Raw genomic sequence first — 22803 nt, forward strand, 5'->3', positions numbered from 1 at the left:
GGTGCCGCACGTCGCCACGATCGCCGTCGACACGCCGTTCGCCAAACGGCTGCGGCAAGGCTTCGGTTACCCGCTGCGCGGCGGCGCGCTGGCCACCTGCGTCGCGCTGGCGCTGGCGCACTACGTGGCATTGCTGCCCGCCTTCATCGGGCTGCTCGGCGGCGCGCTGGTGTGGACGGCAACCTGGCGCTACGCGGCCGATTGCATGCGGCACACGGCGCATGGCTACGCCGACCCGCCGGACGTGGGCATCGACGGCGATGACGCTGCCGGATGGGCGCTGACCGCGATCCATCTGCTCGCTATCGCCTGCGGCGTGCTGGCCGGGACGTTCGCGCGCTCGCTGTTGTGGCCCGTGGTGATGGTGTTCGCGCTGATCCTGCCGGCGATGGACATGACCCTGGCCTTTGATGCCAACCTGGCGCTGGCGCTCAATCCCAAGCACCTGGCGCGTGTCGTGTCCGGCTTCGGCCGCGCCTACCTTGCGCCCGTCGCGATCAACCTGCTGCTGGGCCTGCTGGTCGTGCTCGCTTCGGTGGCGCCGGCGTTGCTACCGAAGCTGCTCGCGTTGCCGTTGTTCGCCTTCGCCTATACCTACCTGAGCGTGCTGGCCTTCCACCTGATGGGCGGCATGCTGCACCAGCGCCGCGAGCATTTCGGCATCGAGGCGCAGGCCGAGGCCTTGGCCAACGCCGCCGGACAGGACGAGGACAGCCGGCTCGCCGCGCAGGCCCGCGAGCTGGCAACGCATGACCCGCAGGCCGCATTGCACGTGCTCGCCGGCCGGCTGCAGGACCGGGCCGCACCGCCGGTGCTGCACGAGGCCTATCGCGAGCTGTTGAAACAGCAGCACCTGCGAGAAGCCTTGCTGGTTCACGGACAGCTGTGGATCGCCGCATTGGTCGCGGGCGGCCAGGCGCGCAGGGCATTGCGCGTGATGCAGGAATGCACCGAGCTCGATCCGGCTTTCCTGCCGGACGACCCGGGCAACGCGGAAAACCTCGCCGAATCGGCGGCCCGGCACGGCATGAACCGGATGGCAGTGCGACTGTGCCGCGGCTTTCTGAAGGCCTGGCCGCACGACACGCGCGCGCCCGGTGTCGCTTTGCTGGGCGCCCGCCTGCTCGGCGGCCCGCTGAGCCAACCCGCCGAGGCGCTGGTCCTGCTCGGCCGGTTCGGCGCCATCCACCCCGATCACCCGCTGCGGGCCGAGATCGACACGCTGGCCGCGAAGCTGCGCCAGGCGGCGGGTGCGCCATGAGCCGCTGGCGGCCGCCGGCGCCCACCTCCACCGCGATCGTCACGCGGGAAGGTTTCGAGAAGCTCAAGGCCGAGCTGGACCATCTGTGGCACACGCTGCGCCCCGAAGTGGTCAGGGCGCTGGCCGCGGCGGCCGCCGAGGGCGATCGTTCGGAGAACGCCGAATACACCTACCGCAAGAAGCAGTTGGGCGAGATCGACCGGCGCGTGCGCTACCTCAGCAAGCGCATCCCCGCATTGAAGGTGGCCGAAGGCGCGCCGGCCGACCGCGAAACGGTGTTCTTCGGCGCCAGCGTGGAGCTGGAGAACCTCGACAGCGGCGAGACGGTGCGCTACCGCGTGGTCGGCCCCGACGAGACCGACGCCAGACGTGGCTGGATCAGCATCGACTCGCCGCTGGCGCGCGCACTGCTCAAGAAGAAGCTCGATGACGAGTTCGAGGCGGACCTTCCCGCCGGCCGCACACGCTTCGCCGTGATCGCTGTGGACTACACGTCCGGCTGAGCGCCGAGCGCCGCCAGCTCCTGGCCCACGTAGACGACCAGGAACAGGCCCATCAGCACCAGGATCGCCGCCAGCAGCTTTTCGCCGACCGGGCCGGCGTAGGCCTCCATGCGTTCCTGCGCGATGTCGCGGCGGTTGCGCAGGAAGCGCGCCGAGGCAAGCAGGATGATCAGCGCGCCGAACACGATCAGCAGCAAGCCGACCCATTCGGTGGTGCGCAGGTGCAGGTGCAACCGGTGCGCCGCGTGCGACGCGTTGGATGAGGCGTAGGTGATGAACAGGTCGAACCGCTCGACCAGGAAGCCGAATGCCATCACGGCGATGGCGGTACGCACCCAGGCCAGGTAAGTGCGTTCGTTGGCGGCATGGTCGTTGAAGCGCGGGATCACGCTTGGACTCCGCGATGCGAGAGCGGGCACTTTGCCGCGGGCGGCGTCAACGACTCGTGGGCCGAAGCGCCTGGGCAAGCGGACGCAAGCCCCTTATGGCGTCAACGGTCCGGGATAGGTCCGCCCCGGCCGCAAGGGCTGGTAGCAGGCCGCCGTCCGGTGGAATGCCTCGCTGCCGTTGCCCTCATGCCAGCCGGGAATGCCCGACAGCGGCAACGGTCGCAGCTCCTGCGGATCGCGCAGCAGGCGCCCTTGCGCGATCGCGCAAGCCACCCGCGCGCAGGCCAGGCCCGCGTTGCCGGCGACCGCGATCGCCTTGCCCACCAGCAGCCGGCCGGGCGCCAGGGCGTGCTCGAGCAACGCATGGCCGAACACCACCAGCTCCAGCGAGCCATCCAGCCAAGCCTCGCGGTGGCGCCAGAACAAGCCATGCCAGTCGTGCGCATCCCACAACGCCAGCAGGGCGGGTTCACGCAGCACCAGGATCACACCCGCCTCGTCGAAATGCGTCAGCGCGCATTGGGGCCGGGTGCGCAGCTTCGGACCGCCGCGGGCAATTTCGGCCACCTGCTGGGCGTTCAACGCACGCTTGAGCGGTGCATGGCGCAGCCAGGCCAGCGCGTTGAACAGGTCGTGCCAGTTGCGCTCGCGGGTGGCGATGGCGCCGGTCTCGGCGATCCGCTGCTCGTAGTGTCGGCCGTCAGCCAACAGCGCCGACGTCTGCGCGACGAAACGTTCGCGCGTTCCAGGCGGCCAGCGCGCGTTGATTGCAACGAGCTCGGGCCAGTCCGGGCCGTGCAGCAGATCCGCGTATTCGTTCCATCCGGCCAGCGGCGGCCGCCCGAACGCATCCGCGTCGATTGATCCGCGCGCCGGCGCGACGTAGCGCATGGACGGCTAGACGACCTTGAGCAACGGCTGCGCCAGGCGTGCGTGCAGGTCATGATCGTCGGCGTCCTCGACCACCACCTGCACGAACTGGCCCGGCTTGAGGCCCTGGCCATCGGTGATGTGCACCACGCCATCGATTTCCGGCGCATCGGCCGACGAACGCGCCACGGCGCCCTGGGCACCGGCCTCGTCGACCAGCACAGTGAGCGTCCGGCCGAGCTTGCGCTGCAGCTTGGCCGCGGAGATTTCCGCCTGTACCGCCATGAAGCGCTCCAGCCTGTCTTCCTTCAACTCCTCGGAAACCGGATCAGGCAGATCGTTCGCGCGGGCACCCTCCACCGGCGAATAGGCGAAAGCGCCGACGCGGTCGAGTTCGGCCTCGCGCAGGAAGTCCAGCAGTTCCTCGAACTCCGCGTCCGTTTCACCCGGGAATCCGACGATGAACGTGCTGCGCAGGGTGATGTCCGGCACGGCGGTGCGCCAGTTGCGGATGCGCTCCAGCGTGCGGTCGATGTTGCCCGGGCGCTTCATCAATTTGAGGATGCGCGGGCTGGCGTGCTGGAAGGGGATGTCCAGGTAGGGAAGGAGCTTTCCTTCGGCCATCAGCGGCATCACTTCGTCCACGTGCGGGTACGGGTAGACGTAGTGCAGGCGAGTCCAAACGCCAAGCTCGGACAGGCCCTGGCACAGCTCGGTCATGCGCGTGCGGTAGGCCTTGCCGCGCCACTCGCGTTCGGCGTACTTCAGGTCGACGCCATAGGCACTGGTGTCCTGCGAGATCACCAGCAATTCCTTCACGCCGCCCTTGGCCAGCTTCTCGGCTTCGAGCAGCACCTGGTCGACCGGGCGCGACACCAGGTCGCCGCGCATCGACGGGATGATGCAGAAGCTGCAGCGGTGGTTGCAGCCTTCGGAGATCTTCAGGTACGCGTAGTGCTTGGGCGTCAACTTGATCCCGGTGTCAGGAATGATGTCCAGCAGCGGGTTGTGCTGCGGCGGCAGCGCGGTGTGCACCGCGCTCATGACGCTGGCGTAATCCTGCGGGCCGCTGATCGAGAGCACCTCCGGATAGGCTTCGCGGATCAGCTCCGAGCGCTTGCCCAGGCAGCCGGTAACGATCACCTTGCCGTTCTCGTGCAGCGCCTCGCCGATGGCATCCAGCGACTCCTGCACCGCCGCATCGATGAACCCACAGGTGTTGACCACCACGGCATCGGCAGCCTGGTAGCTGGGTACGATCTCGTAGCCCTCCACCTTGAGCTGGGTCAGGATGCGCTCCGAATCGACCAAAGCCTTGGGGCAGCCGAGGCTGACGAAACCGATCTTGGGGGAAACCTGCGACATGGAGCGCTACCGGGAAAAGTCGTGACCACCGACCGCGGAAAGCCGGCCGTGAAAACCGTCGATTATACGTGAGCGGGCGACTCACCAACGGCCCGCTATGCTTGGCGCTTCAGCAACATGCACGGAGCCGCCAGCCATGGGCCAGTCCATCAATATTCCCACCAGCGGCACGCAATGCATCGGTGGCTACCTCGCCAGGGCCGAGGGCAAGCCCAGGGGCGGCGTGGTGGTGATCCAGGAAATCTTCGGCGTCACCGCGCACATCCGCAGCGTGGCCGACCGCTTCGCGGCCGCCGGCTACACCGCGATCGCGCCGGCTTTCTTCGACCATCTGGAAAGCGGCCTGGAGCTGCCCTACGACAACAGCGGCATGGAGCGCGGCAAGGCGCTGATCACCGAACTGGGCCTGGAGCGCGCGGTGGAAGACGTCGCCAGCGCGGCCGAGGCGATCGCCTCGGCCGGCAAGGTCGGCACGGTCGGCTATTGCTGGGGCGGTACCGTGGCGCTCCTTTCCGCGCTGCGGCTCGGGTTGCCGTCGGTAAGCTATTACGGCGCGCGCAACCTCGCGTTCCTGGGCGAAACGCCCAAGGCGCCGGTGATGTTCCACTTCGGCGAGCACGACAGCAGCATCCCACCCGAGGCGGTCGCCAAGCACCGCGAGCGGCTGCCGCAGATGGAGGTCTATACCTATCCGGCCGGGCACGCCTTCAACCGCGACCACGACCCGCACTACGACGAGGCCAGCGCCAAGCTGGCCTGGCAGCGCACGCTGGGCTTCTTCGACAGGGAGCTGGCGGGCGCATGAGCAGCGCCGGCTTCCTGCTCGACCCGCGCCTTGCCGCCGATACCGTGCCGGTGGCCCGGCTGGACCTGTGCGAGGTGCGCTTGATGGACGACGCGCGCTTCGCCTGGCTGGTGCTGGTGCCTCAGCGCGCCGGGCTGGTGGAGATCGCCGACCTCACACCTTCGGAGCGAACCCTGCTCTGGCACGAGGTCGACCGCACCGGTGCCGCGCTGCGTGCGGTGGCGCCGTGCGACAAGCTCAACCTAGGCGCGTTGGGCAATATCGTGCGCCAACTGCACGTGCACGTGGTGGCGCGGCGCGAAGGAGATGCTGCGTGGCCCGGGCCCGTGTGGGGCCACGGACCGGCCGAGCCCTATCCCGAGGCCGACCGCGGGTCGCTGGTCGAAAAACTGCAAGCCGGCCTGTCCTCCCGGTAGCACGCCGCGAGCGCGCCACCGGAAGGGGCGGAGCCTAGTGCTGCTCCTGGTCCATGCTGCTGCCGGCCGCGGACTTGCCCTGCAGCTCGTCGCTCATCTTGACCGGGGCGTGGTAGTCCTCCAGCGCGCGCGCCTTGGTCTCGACCGGGTTGATCTTCTTCAGCGTACCGCCGTCGTCGTAGTAGACGGCGAAACCGTAGTCCAGCTGCATGCGCGCCATGAATTGCAGGTGCGCCTTGCGGATCTTGGAGTCGTCGCTGGGCACCAGCAGCACGGTCTTGGGCAGCTTGCCGACATCCTTCAGGTAGGCGAAGTGGCTGCCGGTATCCAGCGCCGAGAGCACCGCTCCGTCGACCAGGAACTGGCCGCTCTTGTAAGCCTGGATGGTGGTGTCGAATTCGCTCTTTGCCTGCGCGATGGCAGCCTCGTCCTTGGCGCTGCCGCGGTGGCAGCCACCGAGCACGAGCAGGCTGCCCAGCAGGAGCGCGGCGCCGGCGCGGTGGAACATGGTCGTAAAGCGGGTCATGCGGATCTCCTGGATCGAACCTTGGGGAACCGTCGCAGTGTAGCGCCGGCGTGGTCGCACCGACCGCTCCTGGCCGACGCGGTTCATGCGGCCGCTCAGGTTCGCGGCAGGGTCACGCCCTGCTGACCCTGGTACTTGCCGCCGCGGTCCTTGTAGCTGGTCTCGCATTCCTCGTCGGATTCGAGGAACAGCATCTGCGCCACGCCTTCGTTGGCGTAGATCTTGGCCGGCAGCGGAGTGGTGTTGGAGAACTCCAGCGTCACGTGCCCTTCCCACTCCGGCTCCAGCGGCGTGACGTTGACGATGATGCCGCAGCGCGCGTACGTGCTCTTGCCCAGGCAGATGGTGAGCACCTTGCGCGGAATGCGGAAGTACTCGACCGTGCGCGCCAGAGCGAAGGAGTTGGGCGGGATGATGCACACGTCCGCTTCGATGTCGACGAAGCTGGTCGGGTCGAATGCCTTCGGATCGACGATGGTGGAGTTGATATTGGTGAAGATCTTGAACTCGCGCGCGCAACGCACGTCGTAGCCGTAGCTCGAGGTGCCGTAGGACACCAGCTTGTTGCCTTCGCGGAGCTTCACCTGGCCCGGCTCGTAAGGCTCGATCATGCCCTGCTGTTCGGCCATGCGGCGGATCCACTTGTCGGACTTGATGCTCACGCTTGCGCTCCATCGGTGGCCCGGTCGCCGGGCGCAAAGCGGGGAAAATACACGGTCCGGCGGTGACGGCGCCAGCCGTGGCCACCGGGTGTGCGCAACCGGGGTGGGCTTGAGCCAACAAAGATGGTCGCCTGCAAGGTGGCTGCAGCCACTACGCGCGGAGCGCGTGCTCCAGCGCGGTCAGCAACGCGCGCAGTTCGGCGCAGCGCTCGGCGCTGGCCAGCACCTCCCCACGGCTGCTGCCGGCGCCCGGCAGCGCCACGGTGCCCGACGCCCCGCCCAGCACGCGCGCGGACATCGTCTGCAGTATTTCCACCAGCGCGTCCTGCGCGTGATGCGAGCCGCGGCCGGAGGCGTTGAGCCATGCCACCGGCTTGCCCGGAAACTCCAGGCTTCCGACCAGCCAGTCCAGCAGGTTCTTGAAGACGCCCGGCACGCCATGGGCGTATTCCGGGCAGGCCATCAGCAGCGCGTCGGCCTGCCCCACCTGTTCACGCAGGAAGAGCACCGGCGGTGGCAGCGCCGCCGCCTCGACGTCCGGGTTGAACGGCGGCAGATCGCCGAGGCCGTCGTAGAGCACCAGTTCGAGCCCGACAGGAGCAAGCGCCTGCGCCGCCTGCAGGGCCGCGGTGTTGGCCGAACGCTGGCGCAGGCTGCCGGAAAGGCACAGCACCCGCTTGCGGAAAGCGCTCATGCCGAAGGTGCGTTCTGCACCACGATCTTGCCCAGCCCCAGCGACTTGTTGCGCGGCTGGCGCGACAGGCGTCCGGCGGCGTTGCGCGCGATTTCGCGGTATCGCGCGGCAAGGTCGGAGTCGGGCACGGCAGCGACGGTGGGCGTACCGCTGTCTGCCTGCTCGCGGATGCGGATGTCCAGCGGCAGCGAGCCCAGGTACGGCACCGCATACTTCTCTGCCATGCGTGCGCCGCCGCCGGCACCGAACACGTGCTCCTCGTGGCCGCAGTTCGAGCACACGTGGGTAGACATGTTCTCGACCAGGCCGAGCACCGGCACCTCGACCTTCTCGAACATCTTCAGCGCCTTGATTGCATCGAGCAGCGCGATGTCCTGCGGCGTGGTGACGATCACCGCGCCGGCGACCGGCACCTTCTGCGAGAGCGTGAGCTGAATGTCGCCGGTGCCTGGCGGCAGGTCGACCACCAGGTAGTCGAGCATGTCCCAGCGGGTGTCGTTGAGCAGCTGCATCATCGCCTGGGTAACCATCGGGCCCCGCCAGATCATCGGCGTCTCCGGGTCGACCAGGAAACCGATCGACATGGCCTGCAGGCCATGCGCCTGCATCGGGATGATGCTCTTGCCGTCGGGCGATTGCGGCTTGCCCTCGATGCCCAGCATGCGCGGCTGGCTGGGGCCGTAGATGTCCGCGTCCAGCACGCCGACGCGCGCACCCTCCGCCTGCAGTGCCAGCGCCAGGTTGGCCGACACCGTCGACTTGCCCACGCCGCCCTTGCCGGAGGCGACCACGATGATGTTCTTCACGTTGGGCAGCGGCGCCAGCACGCCCTGCACCTTGTGCGGCTGGATGCGGCTGGCGACGGACACGCTGGCCGCATCGACCGCCGGATCGGCCTCGAGTGCCTGGCGCACGCGCAAAGCCAGCTCGCCGGTCACCGAAGCCGCCGGATAACCCAGCTGGATGTCCACCGACACTTTCGCGCCATCGACGCCCACCGCGCGCACGGCTTCGGCGACGGGCGCGCCGGTATGTGGGTCGATCAGGCCGCCGAGCAGCCGGCGCACGTGCGCCTCGTTCACTTCGCTCATGGGAAAGCACTTCGTTCGTGGGTCGCCAATTATGCCAGCCTCGACACCTTCCCCGCCTGATGCAGGTCAGCCGCGAAGCGTTGCGCAACGCAGCTTGACGGCCCCGTGGCCGCTCGTCAGGCTCACCTCCGTACGCTTTCGTACGGGAGGACAACCATGAAGCCACTGTTCCGCCTGGCGCTGTTCACCGGCCTGCTGCTCGGCAGCGCCGCCGCCTACGCCGCCAATGACACGCCGGTCGGCACCTGGAAGACCATCGACGATACCACCGGCAAACCCAAGTCCATCGTGCAGATCACCGAGCAGAACGGCGAACTGCAGGCCAAGGTGCTCAAGGTGCTGCAGTCGGACGAAGGTCCCCATCCGCTCTGCCGCAAGTGCGACGGCGAGCGCAAGGACAAGCCGGTCGAAGGCATGACGATCATGTGGGGCGTGACCCGCGACGGCGACGTGTGGGACGGCGGCAAGATCCTCGACCCGCACAACGGCAAGACCTACAAGGTCAAGCTGAGCATGCTCGAGGGCGGACAGAAACTCGACGTGCACGGCTACATCGGCTTCGCGCTGCTCGGCCGCAGCCAGGTGTGGGAGCGGCAGGAGTAGGGCTGCTGCGGGCAGTTCAATCGAACGCCAGGTTGTCGATCAGCCGCGTGCCGCCCAGGCGCGCGGCGATCAATGCCACCAGGCCCTCGCGTTCGTCGTCTGCCGGCTCGGCCAGATCCTCGGCGCGACGGATCACCGCATAGTCCGGCTGGAAGCCCCCGCGCTCCAGCGTCGAGGTGGCCACCTGTTCGATCACCTTCCGCGCGTGGCCCTTTTCAAGCAGTTCACGCATCTTCAGCAACGTCTGGTGGATCTGTGGCGCCAGCGTACGTTCGGCCTCGGACAGGTACTGGTTGCGCGAGCTCAAGGCCAGCCCGTCGGCCGCACGCAGGGTCGGCGCGCCGACCACCATCAGCGGCAGCGCCAGGTCGCGCACCATGCGTTCGATCACCTTCAGCTGCTGGAAGTCCTTCTGGCCGAACACCGCCACGTCCGGCTGCACCAGGTTGAACAACTTGCACACCACCGTGGCCACGCCATCGAAATGGCCGGGGCGGTGCGCGCCTTCCAGCGTGTCGGTGATGCCAGGCACGCGCACACTCACGCTCTGCCCGGCGCCTAACGGATAGATGGTGGCCACGTCCGGTGCGAACAGCAGGTCGCAATCCATCTCTGCCAGCCCGGCCTGGTCCTGCGCCAGCGTGCGCGGATAGCGCTCGAAATCCTCGCCCGGGCCGAACTGGGTAGGGTTGACGAACACGCTCGCCACCACGCGGTCGGCGCGCGCGCGCGCCAGCTTGATCAGCGAATGGTGGCCCTCGTGCAGGTTGCCCATGGTCGGCACGAAGCCGACCGTCTGGCCCTGGATGCGCCAGCCGCGGATGGTCGCGCGCAAAGCGGCGGCGTCTTGCACTGTCTGCATGGCTTGGGTTCCCGCAAAGGGATCAGTCGAAACAGTGTTCCGGCGCCGGGAAGGCGCCACTGCGCACGTCCTCGGCGAAGGCGGCGATAGCCTCGCCGACAGAATGGCGGCCGGCGAGGAAATCCTTGCTGAACTTGGGCCGCTTGCCCGGCGTGATGCCGAGCATGTCGTAGACGACGAGCACCTGCCCATCGCATTGCGGGCCTGCGCCGATGCCAATCACCGGAATCTCCAGCGCATGGGTAACCCGTTCCCCCAGCGCGCTGGGAACCCCTTCGAGCACCAGCAGGTCGGCACCGGCGGACTGCACGGCAAGCGCGTCGGACAGCACGCGATCGGCCGCCTCCCGCTCGCGTCCCTGGATACGGAAGCCGCCGAATTTGTGCACCGACTGCGGCGTGAGCCCCAGGTGCGCACACACCGGCACGGCACGCGCGCCGAGGGTGGCAATGGCATCGAGGATGTGCGGCGCGGCGCCTTCGAGCTTCACTGCTGCCGCGCCCGCCTCGCCGACCAGGCGCGCGGCGGCCTCCAGCGTATGCGCCACGTCGCGGTCGGCCATGAACGGCAGGTCGGCGATCAGCAGCGTGGAGCTGAGCCCGCGCGCGACTGCGCGCGTGTGGTAGGCCATCTCGTCCAGGGTCACCGGCAGGGTACTGCGATGGCCCTGCACGACCATGCCCAGCGAGTCGCCGACCAGCGCCACGTCCACCCCAGCGGCCTCCAACTGCCAGGCGAAGCTGGCGTCGTAGGCGGTCAGCATCACGATCTTGCGCCCTTGCGCTTTCATCGCGCGCAGGCCCGGCACGGTGACCGGCTTGCGGGCGGGAACGCTGGCGTTGTCGACGTACACGGCAGTTCCTTGCGGAGGCGAGCAGGCGATTATCCGGCCGCCGGGCGCGCAGGCCAAGCGCTACACGAAGAGGCAACAGAGCGGGGCCTCACCCATGCTCTCGCGCGACGGCGGCGCGCCGGGCCAAGCCAGCCTCTACGATTCGACGCTGCAACCAGCGGCGTCGACCGCGGCCAACAGCGCATCCACCCTGCCCTGCCCAGGCAGCTCGAGTTCCGGCGCCAGTTCAGCCAGCGGCAGCAACACGAAGGCCCGCTCGCCAATGCGCGGGTGTGGCAGCGTCAGGCGTTCGTCGTGCAGCGCCACCCCATCCATGTGCAGCAGGTCCAGGTCCAGGGTGCGCGGGCCCCAGCGCTCGCCCTCGCGCACGCGGCCCGCTGCGCGCTCGATATAGAGCAACGCGTCGAGCAGCTCGTGGGGAGCCAGGGAGGTTTCCAGCTCCGCCGCCGCGTTGAGGAACGGCGGCTGCTCGCGCATGCCCCACGGCGGCGTGTGGTAGAAGCGCGAGCGCGTCACCAGGCGCGTCCGTGGCAGCGCGGCCAAGGCATCCAGCGCCCGGTCCAGGTACGCACGCGTGTCGCCCAGGTTCCCGCCCAGTGCGACGAAGGCCCGTGTCATGGACTGGACAAGTCTCAGGCCGATCCGGACTTGCCCGACGGCTTGCGCCGGCGACGCTTGCGGGGGGCCACGGCGGTGGTCAGGCCGATGGACGACCCCGTACTGGCCGGCAACGCGGCTGCCAGCACGTCCTGGGGCAGTTGCTGCGCGTGCGCCCACCACTGGCCAAGCTCACGTATCGCCGGCGACTCGGCCGCGCGCAGCAGCAGGAAATCGAACGCCGCACGGAAGCGCGGGTGCGCCATCAGGCGGAACACCCGCTTGCGCTGGATCTGCTCGAAGCGCGGCTGCAAAGACCAGATCTCTTCCATCGTCAGCGTAAAGCGGCGCGGGATCGCCACGCGCTGGCACTGTTCGCCCACCACGTGCGCGGCTGCGCGTGCCCAGGCCTCGTTGCCGTCCACGCCCTTGGCCATCCAGCCATGCGCCAGGTCGCGCACCTCGCCCCACAGCAGCACCGCGAACAGGAATGCCGGCGTCACCGACTTGCCCTCGGCGATGCGCTGATCGGTGTTGGCCAGGCCCTGCTCGATCAGCGAACGCAACGCCTCGTCACCGCGCTTCAGTGCGCGTGCCGTGGCCGGAAACAGGAATTTCAGCAGCCCGCATTGCTCGAGCATGCGGAAGCTCTTCAGGCCGTTGCCGGCCAGGAACATCTTGAGCGACTCGTCGAACAACCGCGCCGGCGCCGCGTCGCCCAGCAGCGGGCCAAGCTCCTCGAACGGACCGGACGCCTTCGGGTCGATGGTGAAACCGAGCTTGGCCGCCAGCCGTGCCGCGCGCAGCATGCGCACCGGATCTTCGCGGTAACGCGTGGCGGGGTCGCCGATCAGGTGCAGTTCGCGGCTCTGAAGATCCTGCATGCCGCCGACGTAGTCGCGCACCGAGAAGTCGCTGATGTCGTAGTACAGCGCGTTGACGCGGAAGTCGCGACGCACCGCATCCTCCTCGATCGTGCCCCACACGTTGTCGCGCACGATCAGGCCGTCGACGATGTGGCGGCCTTCGCCACCTTCCTCTTCGCCGGTACCGCGGAACGTGGCGACCTCGATGATCTCCGGCCCGAACACCACGTGCGCGAGGCGGAAGCGCCGGCCGATCAGCCGGCAGTTGCGGAACAGCCTCTTGACGTCCTCGGGTGTGGCGTTGGTGGCCACGTCGAAATCCTTCGGATGGCCGCCGAGCAGCAGATCGCGCACGGCGCCGCCGACCAGGAACGCGTCGTAGCCGGCGTCGTGCAGGCGGTAGAGCACGCGCAATGCGGCCTTGCTGATGTTCTTGCGGGAGATCACATGCTGCTCGCGCGGGATGGTCGCGGGCACGGGCGTGATGGAAGTCTTTGGTACTGGGTTCAAGCGGTCTGGATCCTTGGCGGCGCGTCGGGCGCCGATGCAACAATCGCCGCGCAACGCGCTGCGTCCGTCCGCTCGGCAGAGGAGCCGGCGGCCTGTTCCGGACGGCAGCGTGAAGGGTCTTCACGAGGCATTGCCGGGCGAAACAATTCCGCTATACTAGCGCGCCTCGCAGCTCTGCGCTCCCTTCGTCTAGTGGCCTAGGACACCGCCCTCTCAAGGCGGGAACACGAGTTCGAACCTCGTAGGGAGCGCCATTTATTCGTGCGGTTCGTCCGGAATCGCCGCTGTCTGGATGGCCGGCCACGAGCCTGCCGGCGATCGCAATCGGCCAGATCAGAAGCGGCCATCCATGGCCGCACTCTTCACAAGAGCCGCGCCCTGGCTGGTATTCTCCGAACCGCCTGGCCCACTCCTTTACAAGCCGACTAAAGCCGCGTCCATGACCTTTGTCGTTACCGACAACTGCATCAAGTGCAAGTACACCGATTGCGTCGAGGTTTGCCCGGTCGACGCGTTCCACGAAGGCCCGAACTTCCTGGTGATCAACCCGGACGAGTGCATCGACTGCACCCTGTGCGAGCCGGAGTGCCCGATCAATGCGATCTATCCGGAAGACGACGTGCCTGCCGGGCAGGAGCAGTACGTGGGGATCAATGCCGAGCTGTCGCGGGAGTGGCCGGTGATCACCGAACGCAAGGACGGCTTGCCGGACGCCAAGGAGTGGGAAGGCAAGCCGGACAAGCTCAAGCTGCTGGAACGCTGAGCGATCCGCCAGGTTCTGCGACGCCGCCATCGGGCGGCGTTTTGTTTTCCGGGATTCAGGCTTGGCGGCGGCGTCTCGACTTCGCCCTTCGGACTACGCTCACGCAAACGGTTCAGGGTATCCGTTCGCCCTGAGCGTAGGCGCGCAGCGCCGAAGTCGAAGGGCCTCGCCGCAAGCCCAAAAACACAAACGCCGCCCGAAGGCGGCGTCTGGCTGCGAGCTGGCAGGCCGGCATCAGCCGCCGAGCTTCGCCTTCAAGGTATCGACGACCTTGGCTACCGCCGCGGCCTGGCCCTGCGCACGCACCTCGCTGGCGTTGTCGCCGCTGGCGGTGACAGTCACCTGCACCTGGCGCGCGGCCTTGCCGGAGGTGGCTGCGTCACCCTTGCCGTTGCGATGGAAAAGGCGGCCGAAGAAGCCGCGCTTCTTGGTCGGCGCGGCAATCACGTTCACCGTGTAGCTGTGCGCGGCATCGTCGTGTCCGGTCACCTGACCCACGTCGCCCAGCACCTCGCCGACACGGCGATAGGTGTTGTCGACGCTGTCCGTCAGCACGAAGCCATCGGCCATCGTGCCGCCGGCGCCGCCAACGTCGGCGGTGACCCCCGCGGCAGTCGGGTTGTTCGCGCCCGGCGGCGGGATCACCAGCGCATCGCTTGCCGTCGGCGTATCCAGGCCCGGCGGAATTTCAAGCGGGGATTCCTGGCGCGCGGTGTCCCAGGCCTTGTGCGAGCGGAGCATGCCGCAACCGGAAAGCAGCAGGCCGCTCAGGACCAGGGCTGGAAGGGCGACGACGAGCGAGGTTTTCTTCATGAATGTTTTTCCGAAAAAGGAGGCGAACAGCAGCCGGAAGATCAGGCGACGGCCACCAAGGATGCCAGAGCAGCCAGCGCTTCGTGCAGACGGATGCGGTCCGGTCCGTCGGCCAGTTCGACCAGCGGCAGCCGTGGCTTGGCCGAACCGAGCCCCAGCGCCGGCAGCATCGCCTTCACCGCGATCGGGTTGGGCGCGCAATTGAGCGCCTGCACCAGCGGATCGAGCCGGTCGTGCGCGGCGACGGCGGCCGCCCTGTCGCCCGCCGCCGCCGCGTCGCACAACGCGCGGAACGCCTGCGGCACCAGGTTGGCCACCACCGAAACGGTCCCGGCCGCGCCGGCCAGCATGGCCTTGCCTGCCGTACCGTCGTCGCCGGACAGGTAGACGAAATCCGGGCGCGCAAGTTCCGCAAGCGCGTGGATGCGCTCGTCAGTGGCCACCGCTTCCTTGATACCGACGATCGCCGGGTGGCCGCGAAGCTGCGCGACCGTCTCCGGCAACAGGTCGCACGCAGTGCGCGTGGGTACGTTGTAAAGCAGCACCGGCAAGCCGCCGTGCTCGGCGACATCCAGGAAATGCCGGCGCAGGCCTTCCTGGGTGGGACGCACGTAGTAAGGCGCGACGACCAGCGCCGCGTCGGCCCCCAGCGTGGCAGCGCGGCGGGTCTGCGCCACGGTGCGGGCAGTGCCGGCTTCGCCGGTACCGGCGACCACCGGTACACGGCCGGCCACGCGTTCCACAGCAAAGGCGAGCAGCCGCTCGAACTCGTCATGCTCGAGCATGTGCGCCTCGCCGGTGGACCCGGCGACGACCACCGCCTGCGTGCCGCCGTCGAGCTGGTAGTCGAGCAGCCGCCCGAACGCCGGCAGATCGAGCGAGCCATCGGCGGCAAACGGCGTCGCCAGCGCGCAGATGCTTCCACGAATGTCCAAGACGCGATTCCGGCCTGAAGGCAAGCCGAAGATGTTACCGGCGGCCCGTGCACAGTGGAAGGGACGCCCGCGCGGCAGGCTTCGTCGGGCCCACGATTTCCGCTGCGTCCTAAGCTAAGCTGATCAGGTTCCCGCCTGGCGGGATCCCAACAGGTAGCCTCACCTTGAATCGTCCCTCTGCGCGCGCCGGTACCGACAACCAGCTGTTGATCCACACGCTCACCCCGGCGCCGCGCACGCCGCTGCTCACGCTGACCAAGCGCATCGCCGACGCAGGCTGCAGCCTGTCCGACGCACGCGTCTCGACGATCGGCAACGACACTTCGCTGCTGATGCTCGCCACCGGTGCCTGGGATGCCATCGCCAAGCTCGAAACCGCGCTGGCCAAGCTCGGCCGCGACGAGGAACTGCGCCTGTCGCACTACCGCACCGGCCCGCGCGAACAGACCGGGACGCTGCTCCCCTACCTGGTCGAAGTGGTGGCAGCCGACCGCCCAGGGATCCTGGTCAAGGTGGTGGAGTTCTTCAGCCGCCACGACATCCGTGTGGAACAGCTGAGCTCGATGCGCTACCAGGCCATGCAGACCGGCGCTCAGATGTTCCAGGCGCAGATCACCATCGGCATTCCCTCGCAGATCCACCTGGCCACGCTGCGCGACGATTTCCTGGAGCTGTGCGACGGGCTCAACCTCGACGCGATCATGGATCCGGTGAAGTTCTGAGGATCGCGCGTCGCACGCCGTTCGACAAGCCTGTTGCACGCCGCGCGCAGCGCGCTAGTCTTTCCCCCCGAGGGCCGAAGAAGCGCCAGGCCGGCGCGCTTCCCCAATCGATTCATCGATGACCTCGCGGAGACCCCATGCCCCCAATCGGCAAACCGATTCCCCCCCTGATCGGCACCACCGGCGACGACACCGAACTGGAACTTTCCGGACTCCAGGGCCGCTGGGTGGTGGTTTACTTCTATCCGAAAGACTCCACCCCCGGATGCACCACCGAGGCGCAGGATTTCCGCGACCTCTATGACGACTTCAAGAAGCGCAACGCCGAAATCGTTGGCGTCTCGCGCGATTCGGTCACCTCGCACGCCAACTTCGCCGACAAGCAGGCCCTGCCCTTCCCGCTGATCGCCGACACCGACGAGAGCTGGTGCAAGGCGTTCGACGTGATCCACGAGAAGGTGCTCTATGGCAAGACCCACCTGGGAATCGTGCGCAGCACCTTCCTGATCGACCCGAAGGGTCATCTCGCACAGGAATGGCGCGGCGTAAAAGTCGCCGGCCATGCCCAGGCCGTACTGGACGCCATTCCCGCCTAGTGAAGCCCTCCGGCATCTTCGATGCATCCCTTTGCACGGCGCGCAGCCGTGCTCTCCGGCGGCCTGCGACCCTCATGGTCCGGGCCGCTTTTCTTTGGTCCGACAAAAGCGAGGCCTCTTCCGCATGACCGGAAGCAAGCGTATCTACGCGCTCGACACCAACGTGCTGCTGCACGACCCCACCTCGCTGTTCCGCTTCGAGGAACACGACGTCTTCATCCCGATGACCGTGCTGGAGGAACTGGACGAAAAGAAGAAGGGTGGATCGGAAGTCTCGCGCAACGGCCGCCAGGTCAGCCGCTTCCTCAACGAACTGATCGAGCGCGGCAACGGCCACGGCATCAGCAATGGACTGGAACTGTCCAATCCCAAGGGCGTCAACCTCAAGCGCGGCGGTGCGGTGGGTCGCCTGTATTTCCAGCAACGCACCTCCGCCAATGGCCACAGCAAGGCGGACAACCTGATCCTCGCGGCGGTGATCGAGCTGCGCGACCAGAACCCCGACCGGTCGGTGATCCTGGTCACCAAGGACATCAACCTCAGGATCAAGGCCAAGATCTACGGCATCGACGCGGAGGACTACGAGAACGACCGCGCGCTGGACGATTTCGCGCTGCTCTATACCGGCTCGGCGGAACTGCCGGAGGACTTCTGGGAGCGCCACCCGGAAGTGCAATCCTGGACCGAGCGTGGCCGCACCTTCTACAAGCTCGACCGGCGCGAAGAGGAGGACTGGTACCCCAACCAGTGCCTGTTCCTGCCTGGCGACAACAGCGTCGAGCTGCGCGTGATGCATGTCGACGAGCAGCTCGCCACGCTGGTGCTGCTGGACGACCACAGCCATCCCAATCACAGCGTCTGGGGCATCGCCGCGCGTAACCGCGAACAGAATTTCGCGCTCAACGTGCTGATGGATCCGGACGTCGATTTCGTCACCCTGCTCGGCACCGCCGGCACCGGCAAGACCTTGCTGGCGCTCGCCGCGGGCCTGGCCCAGGTGATGGACCAGCAGCGTTACCGCGAGATCATCATGACCCGCGCCACGGTGTCCGTCGGCGAGGACATCGGTTTCCTGCCAGGTACCGAGGAAGAAAAGATGACGCCGTGGATGGGCGCGCTCACCGACAACCTGGAGGTGCTCGCCAATCCGGAGGAAGGCGGCTCGTGGGGACGCCAGGCCACCAACGACCTGCTCGCCTCGCGCATCAAGATCCGCTCGCTCAACTTCATGCGCGGGCGCACCTTCCTCAGCCGCTACCTGATTATCGACGAGGCGCAGAACCTCACGCCCAAGCAGATGAAGACGCTGATCACCCGCGCCGGCCCCGGCACCAAGATCGTCTGCCTGGGCAACGTCGAGCAGATCGACACGCCCTACCTCACCGAGACCACCTCGGGCCTCACCTACGCTGTCGACCGCTTCAAGGGCTGGGAGCATTCCGCACACATCACGCTCCGGCGCGGCGAGCGCTCGCGGCTGGCCGACTTCGCCTCCGAAGCACTCTGAGCAAGACGCGTGCGGGCCCGCCCGGGCCCGCAGCGCGACAGTACGGGCGTGCCAGACAGTACGGGCGTGCCAGTGCGCGGCCCGCGTTTGGAACGCCGGACGCAAGCTCCCGGATCGCACGCGGGTGCGCCCTGCACGATCCAGATCGCCTCCTCTTCTGCCGCACCGCCGCAAGGTGCGCGCAGCCACCCGCCTGCCTGTTCACGCCGGCTGCGCGCCGCTTGGCCCATAACGGCGCTCTCTTCGCGCCGCGCATTCATGCTGCAGCGCAAACAATACGCTAGAGTATGGACATGACCATCCAGCCCGCCATCGACTTCGCCAGCCCCATCCGCAACGCGCCGCTGCCCCCACGCAGCAACCAGCGGTTCGCCCGCACCGAACCGGCGCCGGCTGCCGCCGATCCCGTCACCACCCGCGACGGCCGCGTGCTGCACCTGCGCTCGATCGAACCAGGCGACGTCGCCGCACTGCGCCGCTGTTTCACGCGCCTGCCGGCCGAGGACATCCGCCGCCGCTTCATGCATACGCTGACCGAACTGCCCGAGCCGATGGCACGACGCCTGTGCCACATCGACCCGTCCACCGAAGCGGCCTTCGTGCTGGTCGACGACAACGTGGCGCCTGCGGAACTGCGCGGGGTGGGCCGCATCTTCATCGACGAGGCGACCGACAGCGCCGAGTTTTCGGTGCTGGTCGAGCGCGAGTGGACACGCCTGGGCCTGGGTGCGGAGCTGATGCGCCGCCTGGTCGCCACCTACCGCGAGCGCGGCCTGGCCGAGCTGTGGGGCTACGTGCTGGTGGAAAACCGCCCGATGCTGGCCCTTTGCAGTGAGTTGGGCTTCAGCTCGCGCATGGTGCCGGACGAGCCGGGCGTGGCGCAGATTACGCTGCGGCTCTGACGGCGTCATCCGGGCCTGACGCAGGGCCGATCCGCCTCCGCAATGTCTGCGTGCTGACTGCGAGCAGCCTGCTCGCGTAGCCATGGCCATGGGTGACAAAGCCGCCCGGTGAGCGATAACCCGGGATGACAGCAGGATGGCCTGCGTCCGGAGCGCGCACCTCTGCCGCGTTAAACTCCTGCGCTTTCCCCCGTCGCGGTTCCCCCGCGCGACAAGCGATCCCGATGCCCCAGATTCCCCATCCGCCCCTGCCCACCACGCCCAAGCAGCGCCGCTTCTGGACGCCACCCCACGGTTCGTCGCGTGCGCTGCTGATCGCCGAAGCCGCACGCGACCAGGCAGGCCTGCTGGTGGCCGTCACGCGCGACACGCAGCGAGCCTCGGCGCTCGAAGACGAGCTGCGCATTTTTGCCGGCGAGCTGCCGGTGCTGCATTTCCCGGACTGGGAAACGCTGCCCTACGACATCTTCAGCCCGCATCCGGAGATCGTCTCCCAGCGCATCGCCACGCTCTATCGCCTGCCAACGGTGCAACGCGGCGTGCTGGTGGTGCCGGTGGCCACGTTGATGCAGCGCATCGCCCCGCGCTCGCACGTCACCGGCTCGGGCCTGATGCTCGCCAGGGGCCAGAAGCTGGATCTGGCCGCCGAGCAGCGCCGGCTGGAAGCGGCCGGCTACCGCCACGTGCCGCAGGTGTCCGAGCCGGGCGACTACGCCGTGCGCGGCGCACTGATCGACATCTTCCCGATGGGCACCGCCGAGCCTTACCGCATCGAGCTGTTCGACGACGAGGTCGATTCGATCCGCAGCTTCGACCCGGAGACCCAGCGCTCGCAACAGCCGGTGGAAAAGGTCGAGCTGCTGCCGGCGCGTGAGTTTCCGCTGACCGAGGAGGCGGCGAAGGACTTCCGCGCCAACCTGCGCGAACGCTTCCCCATCGACATCCGCCGCTGCCCTCTGTACCAGGACATGAAGGAGGGCGTGACGCCCGGCGGCATCGAGTACTACCTGCCGCTGTTCTTCCAGCAGACCGCCACGCTGTTCGATTATCTGGGCGAAGGCGCGCTGTTCGTGCTGGGCGAAGGCGCCAGCGAAGCGGCCGAACAGTTCTGGAGCAACACGGCCGAACGCTACGACCAGCGCGCGCACGACGTCGAGCGCCCGGTATTGCCGCCGGCCGAGCTCTACCTCTCGCCCGAGCAACTGCGCGAGCAGCTGAACAGGCGGCTGCGCGTGGAAGTGGTGCCTTCCGGCCATGAGCACGCCATCGATTCGGGCACCCTGCCCGCGCCCGAGGTACCGCTCAACCGCAAGGGCGAGGAACCCGGCACCTCCCTGCGCCATTTCCTGCAGAACTATCCTGGGCGCGTACTCATCGCGGCGGACTCGGCGGGCCGGCGCGAGGCGCTCGCCGAAACGCTGGCCGGCGCCGGTCTGAGGCCCGATGCGGTGGATGGATGGCCCGGCTTCCTCGCGGCCGCGGCCACACGGCTGGCGATCAGCGTCGCCCCACTCGAACAGGGCTTTGCCCTCAAGCAGCCGGTGCTCACCGTCCTCACCGAACGCGAACTGTACGGCGAACGCGTGCGCAGCGACCGCAAGCGCCGCCGTGGCGCCGCGCGCGACCCGGACGCCATCATCCGCGACCTCACCGAACTTTCGGTCGGCGCACCCATCGTGCACGTCGACCATGGCGTCGGCCGCTACCAGGGCCTGGTATCGATGGAACTGGGCGGCATGGAAGGCGAGTTCCTGGTGATCGAATACGCCAAGGGCGACAAGCTCTACGTGCCCGTGGCGCAGCTGGGCCTGGTCAGCCGCTACTCCGGCACCGCACCGGAACTGGCGCCGCTGCACTCGCTCGGCGGCGACGCGTGGGAACGTGCGCGCAGGAAAGCCGCCGAGAAAGTCCGCGACGTGGCCGCCGAACTGCTGGCGATCTACGCCCAGCGCGAAGCGCGCGGCGGTGAGTCGATCCCCATCGACCGCGGCCTGGTCGAGGAATTCGGCGCCAGCTTCCCGTTCGAGGAAACGGCCGACCAGGAACAGGCCATCGACGCCGTGCTCGCCGATCTTGCCGCGCCGCGCGCGATGGACCGGGTGATCTGCGGCGACGTCGGCTTCGGCAAGACCGAGGTGGCCCTGCGCGCTGCCTTCGCCGCGGCCACCGCCGGCAAGCAGGTCGCCGTGCTGGTGCCAACCACCCTGCTCGCCCAGCAGCACTACCGCAACTTCGCCGACCGCTTCGCCGACTGGCCGGTAAAAGTCGACGTGCTCTCGCGCTTCAAGTCGACCAAGGAAGTCAACGACGCGCTCAAGCGCCTGGCGGACGGCCAGGTCGACGTGATCGTCGGCACCCACAAGCTGCTGCAGTCGGACATCAAGTTCAAGGACCTCGGCCTGGTCGTGGTCGACGAGGAACAGCGCTTCGGCGTGCGCCAGAAAGAGCAGCTCAAGAAGCTGCGCGCCGAAGTGGACCTGCTCACCATGACCGCCACGCCGATCCCGCGCACGCTCAACATGGCGATGGCCGGCCTGCGCGACCTTTCGCTCATCACCACCCCACCGGCGCACCGCATGGCCGTGCGCACCTTCATCAGCGCGTGGGATCCGGCCACCATCCGCGAGGCCTTCCAGCGCGAGCTGTCGCGCGGCGGCCAGGTGTATTTCCTGCACAACGAGGTGCAGACGATCGAGCGCACCGCGCGCGAGCTGGAAGAACTGATTCCCGAAGCGCGCATCGGCGTCGCCCACGGCCAGATGCCCGAACGCGAACTCGAGCGCGTGATGGCCGACTTCCATCGCCAGCGCTTCAACGTGCTGGTGTGCACCACGATCATCGAGACCGGCATCGACATCCCGACCGCCAACACCATCATCATCGACCGCGCCGACCGCTTCGGCCTGGCCCAGCTGCACCAGCTGCGCGGCCGCGTCGGCCGCTCGCACCATCGCGCGTATGCCTACCTGATCGTGCCCGACCGCAAGGCGATGACGCCCGACGCCGAGAAGCGCCTGGAAGCGCTCGCCTCGCTGGAGGAGCTGGGCGCCGGCTTTACCCTGGCCACCCACGACCTCGAGATCCGCGGCGCCGGCGAGCTGCTGGGCGAGGAACAGTCCGGCCAGATCCAGGAAATCGGCTTCGGCCTGTACACCGAGCTGCTCGACCGCGCCGTGCGCGCGCTCAAGTCAGGCAAGGTGCCCGACTTCGATCTGTCCTCCGAGCACGAAACGGAAGTCGAGCTGCACCTGCCGGCACTGATCCCGGACGACTACCTGCCTGACGTGCACACGCGCCTGACCCTCTACAAGCGCATCGCCAGCGCCAGGAACGAAGACCAGCTGCGCGACCTGCAGGTGGAGATGATCGACCGCTTCGGCCTGTTGCCCGAGCCGGCCAAGACATTGTTTGCCCTGTCCGGACTCAAACTCATGGCGACGCCGCTGGGCATCCGCAAGCTGGACATGGGCGCCAGCAACGGCCGCATCACCTTCCGCGACAAGCCCGACATCGACCCGATGGCGATCATCCGCCTGATCCAGAGCCAGCCGCGCATATACAAGCTCGACGGCCAGGATAAGCTCAGGATCACCCTCGACCTCCCCGGCGCCACCGAACGCATTCGCGCCGCGCAGGAAGTGCTGGTCCAGCTCGGCGCCCGCCGCCCCGCCTGATCCGCGCCCAGACGAGGC

General features: G+C 68.0%; 24 protein-coding genes and 1 tRNA gene. 12 read left to right on the forward strand and 13 right to left on the reverse strand.

Annotated elements, in window-relative coordinates:
- Position 1: 1 nt before the first annotated feature.
- Together BMZ38_RS00555 and greB are read left to right on the forward strand one after the other, a co-directional pair.
- Positions 2-1261 carry a hypothetical protein gene (locus tag BMZ38_RS00555; protein WP_091332901.1) on the forward strand — a complete coding sequence of 420 codons (1260 nt, stop codon included), beginning with the start codon at positions 2-4 and terminating at the stop codon, positions 1259-1261.
- Positions 1258-1764, forward strand: coding sequence for a transcription elongation factor GreB (gene greB / locus BMZ38_RS00560; RefSeq protein ID WP_091332903.1), 507 nt, complete (start codon positions 1258-1260; stop codon positions 1762-1764). The genes BMZ38_RS00555 and greB overlap by 4 nt, the downstream gene beginning before the upstream one ends.
- On the opposite strand, the gene BMZ38_RS00565 is transcribed toward greB, so the two are convergent.
- From BMZ38_RS00565 to rimO, 3 genes are all read right to left on the reverse strand, one after another.
- Complete coding sequence (locus BMZ38_RS00565) at positions 1749-2153, reverse strand: YidH family protein (protein ID WP_091332906.1); 405 nt, start codon at positions 2151-2153, stop codon at positions 1749-1751. The two genes, greB and BMZ38_RS00565, sit on opposite strands and share 16 nt — an antisense overlap.
- 93 nt (positions 2154-2246) lie before the next feature.
- Positions 2247-3044: a DUF3025 domain-containing protein gene (locus BMZ38_RS00570; RefSeq protein ID WP_091332909.1), complete on the reverse strand. Its 798-nt coding sequence runs from the start codon at positions 3042-3044 to the stop codon at positions 2247-2249.
- Positions 3045-3050: 6 nt separating this feature from the next.
- A complete protein-coding gene (rimO, locus tag BMZ38_RS00575; RefSeq protein WP_091332912.1) occupies positions 3051-4388 on the reverse strand; it encodes a 30S ribosomal protein S12 methylthiotransferase RimO in 1338 nt (445 codons plus the stop codon).
- A gap of 136 nt (positions 4389-4524) precedes the next feature.
- On the opposite strand from rimO, the gene BMZ38_RS00580 reads away from it, so the two are divergent.
- Together BMZ38_RS00580 and BMZ38_RS00585 are read left to right on the forward strand one after the other, a co-directional pair.
- Positions 4525-5193 (forward strand): dienelactone hydrolase family protein, encoded by a 669-nt coding sequence (locus BMZ38_RS00580; protein ID WP_091332914.1) that lies wholly within the window; start codon positions 4525-4527, stop codon positions 5191-5193.
- Positions 5190-5609, forward strand: coding sequence for an HIT domain-containing protein (locus tag BMZ38_RS00585; RefSeq protein WP_091332916.1), 420 nt, complete (start codon positions 5190-5192; stop codon positions 5607-5609). Before BMZ38_RS00580 ends, BMZ38_RS00585 begins: the two co-directional genes overlap by 4 nt.
- A gap of 34 nt (positions 5610-5643) precedes the next feature.
- On the opposite strand, the gene BMZ38_RS00590 is transcribed toward BMZ38_RS00585, so the two are convergent.
- The 4 genes from BMZ38_RS00590 to apbC form a co-directional block, all read right to left on the reverse strand.
- Positions 5644-6135 carry a hypothetical protein gene (locus tag BMZ38_RS00590; RefSeq protein ID WP_091332918.1) on the reverse strand — a complete coding sequence of 164 codons (492 nt, stop codon included), beginning with the start codon at positions 6133-6135 and terminating at the stop codon, positions 5644-5646.
- 95 nt (positions 6136-6230) lie between these two features.
- Positions 6231-6797, reverse strand: a complete 567-nt coding sequence (gene dcd, locus BMZ38_RS00595) for a dCTP deaminase (protein ID WP_091332919.1) — start codon at positions 6795-6797, stop codon at positions 6231-6233.
- A 151-nt stretch (positions 6798-6948) separates the two neighbouring features.
- Positions 6949-7491, reverse strand: a complete 543-nt coding sequence (locus tag BMZ38_RS00600; protein ID WP_091332921.1) for an NADPH-dependent FMN reductase — start codon at positions 7489-7491, stop codon at positions 6949-6951.
- Entirely contained in the window at positions 7488-8582 is a 1095-nt protein-coding gene (apbC, locus tag BMZ38_RS00605) for an iron-sulfur cluster carrier protein ApbC (protein WP_091332923.1), read from the reverse strand. The genes BMZ38_RS00600 and apbC overlap by 4 nt, the downstream gene beginning before the upstream one ends.
- 156 nt (positions 8583-8738) lie before the next feature.
- On the opposite strand from apbC, the gene BMZ38_RS00610 reads away from it, so the two are divergent.
- Positions 8739-9185: a DUF2147 domain-containing protein gene (locus tag BMZ38_RS00610; RefSeq protein WP_091332925.1), complete on the forward strand. Its 447-nt coding sequence runs from the start codon at positions 8739-8741 to the stop codon at positions 9183-9185.
- Between the two features lie 16 nt (positions 9186-9201).
- On the opposite strand, the gene panC is transcribed toward BMZ38_RS00610, so the two are convergent.
- The 4 genes from panC to pcnB form a co-directional block, all read right to left on the reverse strand.
- Positions 9202-10047, reverse strand: coding sequence for a pantoate--beta-alanine ligase (gene panC / locus BMZ38_RS00615; RefSeq protein WP_091332926.1), 846 nt, complete (start codon positions 10045-10047; stop codon positions 9202-9204).
- A 22-nt stretch (positions 10048-10069) separates the two neighbouring features.
- Positions 10070-10900: a 3-methyl-2-oxobutanoate hydroxymethyltransferase gene (panB, locus tag BMZ38_RS00620; RefSeq protein WP_091332928.1), complete on the reverse strand. Its 831-nt coding sequence runs from the start codon at positions 10898-10900 to the stop codon at positions 10070-10072.
- Between the two features lie 135 nt (positions 10901-11035).
- Complete coding sequence (gene folK / locus BMZ38_RS00625) at positions 11036-11518, reverse strand: 2-amino-4-hydroxy-6-hydroxymethyldihydropteridine diphosphokinase (protein WP_091332930.1); 483 nt, start codon at positions 11516-11518, stop codon at positions 11036-11038.
- A gap of 14 nt (positions 11519-11532) precedes the next feature.
- Positions 11533-12873, reverse strand: coding sequence for a polynucleotide adenylyltransferase PcnB (pcnB, locus tag BMZ38_RS00630; RefSeq protein WP_091332931.1), 1341 nt, complete (start codon positions 12871-12873; stop codon positions 11533-11535).
- 178 nt (positions 12874-13051) lie between these two features.
- On the opposite strand from pcnB, the gene BMZ38_RS00635 reads away from it, so the two are divergent.
- Positions 13052-13127: transfer RNA gene (locus BMZ38_RS00635), tRNA-Glu, on the forward strand.
- Positions 13128-13312: 185 nt separating this feature from the next.
- Entirely contained in the window at positions 13313-13636 is a 324-nt protein-coding gene (gene fdxA / locus BMZ38_RS00640) for a ferredoxin FdxA (RefSeq protein WP_091332933.1), read from the forward strand.
- Positions 13637-13870: 234 nt separating this feature from the next.
- Here the strand turns inward: fdxA and BMZ38_RS00645 are convergent, their stop codons facing one another.
- On the reverse strand, positions 13871-14449 hold the full coding sequence (locus BMZ38_RS00645) for a hypothetical protein (RefSeq protein ID WP_091332935.1): 579 nt from the start codon (positions 14447-14449) through the stop codon (positions 13871-13873).
- 41 nt (positions 14450-14490) lie between these two features.
- On the reverse strand, positions 14491-15384 hold the full coding sequence (gene dapA / locus BMZ38_RS00650) for a 4-hydroxy-tetrahydrodipicolinate synthase (RefSeq protein WP_091332937.1): 894 nt from the start codon (positions 15382-15384) through the stop codon (positions 14491-14493).
- 143 nt (positions 15385-15527) lie between these two features.
- Between dapA and BMZ38_RS00655 the strand changes: the two genes are divergently transcribed.
- The 5 genes from BMZ38_RS00655 to mfd all read left to right on the forward strand — a co-directional run bounded on the left by BMZ38_RS00655 (position 15528) and on the right by mfd (position 22785).
- Positions 15528-16106 (forward strand): glycine cleavage system transcriptional repressor, encoded by a 579-nt coding sequence (locus tag BMZ38_RS00655; RefSeq protein ID WP_425431845.1) that lies wholly within the window; start codon positions 15528-15530, stop codon positions 16104-16106.
- 137 nt (positions 16107-16243) lie between these two features.
- On the forward strand, positions 16244-16702 hold the full coding sequence (locus tag BMZ38_RS00660) for a peroxiredoxin (protein WP_091332939.1): 459 nt from the start codon (positions 16244-16246) through the stop codon (positions 16700-16702).
- 124 nt (positions 16703-16826) lie between these two features.
- Entirely contained in the window at positions 16827-18209 is a 1383-nt protein-coding gene (locus BMZ38_RS00665) for a PhoH family protein (RefSeq protein ID WP_091332941.1), read from the forward strand.
- A gap of 299 nt (positions 18210-18508) precedes the next feature.
- Entirely contained in the window at positions 18509-19111 is a 603-nt protein-coding gene (locus BMZ38_RS00670; RefSeq protein WP_091334269.1) for a GNAT family N-acetyltransferase, read from the forward strand.
- 218 nt (positions 19112-19329) lie between these two features.
- On the forward strand, positions 19330-22785 hold the full coding sequence (gene mfd / locus BMZ38_RS00675; protein ID WP_091334271.1) for a transcription-repair coupling factor: 3456 nt from the start codon (positions 19330-19332) through the stop codon (positions 22783-22785).
- Positions 22786-22803: the final 18 nt, after the last annotated feature.

Source organism: Frateuria terrea (assembly GCF_900115705.1).
GTDB classification, from domain to species: Bacteria; Pseudomonadota; Gammaproteobacteria; order Xanthomonadales; family Rhodanobacteraceae; genus Frateuria_A; species Frateuria_A terrea.

Bases quoted from the DNA above. Each gene is read 5' to 3' on its own strand.
- BMZ38_RS00585 (WP_091332916.1), top strand. From the start codon at position 5,190: ATGAGCAGCGCCGGCTTCCTGCTCGACCCGCGCCTTGCCGCCGATACC.
- BMZ38_RS00645 (WP_091332935.1), bottom strand. From the start codon at position 14,449: ATGAAGAAAACCTCGCTCGTCGTCGCCCTTCCAGCCCTGGTCCTGAGC.
- BMZ38_RS00590 (WP_091332918.1), bottom strand. From the start codon at position 6,135: ATGACCCGCTTTACGACCATGTTCCACCGCGCCGGCGCCGCGCTCCTG.
- BMZ38_RS00600 (WP_091332921.1), bottom strand. From the start codon at position 7,491: ATGAGCGCTTTCCGCAAGCGGGTGCTGTGCCTTTCCGGCAGCCTGCGC.
- BMZ38_RS00570 (WP_091332909.1), bottom strand. From the start codon at position 3,044: ATGCGCTACGTCGCGCCGGCGCGCGGATCAATCGACGCGGATGCGTTC.
- fdxA (WP_091332933.1), top strand. From the start codon at position 13,313: ATGACCTTTGTCGTTACCGACAACTGCATCAAGTGCAAGTACACCGAT.
- greB (WP_091332903.1), top strand. From the start codon at position 1,258: ATGAGCCGCTGGCGGCCGCCGGCGCCCACCTCCACCGCGATCGTCACG.
- panC (WP_091332926.1), bottom strand. From the start codon at position 10,047: ATGCAGACAGTGCAAGACGCCGCCGCTTTGCGCGCGACCATCCGCGGC.
- folK (WP_091332930.1), bottom strand. From the start codon at position 11,518: ATGACACGGGCCTTCGTCGCACTGGGCGGGAACCTGGGCGACACGCGT.
- BMZ38_RS00580 (WP_091332914.1), top strand. From the start codon at position 4,525: ATGGGCCAGTCCATCAATATTCCCACCAGCGGCACGCAATGCATCGGT.
- BMZ38_RS00665 (WP_091332941.1), top strand. From the start codon at position 16,827: ATGACCGGAAGCAAGCGTATCTACGCGCTCGACACCAACGTGCTGCTG.
- BMZ38_RS00660 (WP_091332939.1), top strand. From the start codon at position 16,244: ATGCCCCCAATCGGCAAACCGATTCCCCCCCTGATCGGCACCACCGGC.
- apbC (WP_091332923.1), bottom strand. From the start codon at position 8,582: ATGAGCGAAGTGAACGAGGCGCACGTGCGCCGGCTGCTCGGCGGCCTG.
- rimO (WP_091332912.1), bottom strand. From the start codon at position 4,388: ATGTCGCAGGTTTCCCCCAAGATCGGTTTCGTCAGCCTCGGCTGCCCC.
- BMZ38_RS00610 (WP_091332925.1), top strand. From the start codon at position 8,739: ATGAAGCCACTGTTCCGCCTGGCGCTGTTCACCGGCCTGCTGCTCGGC.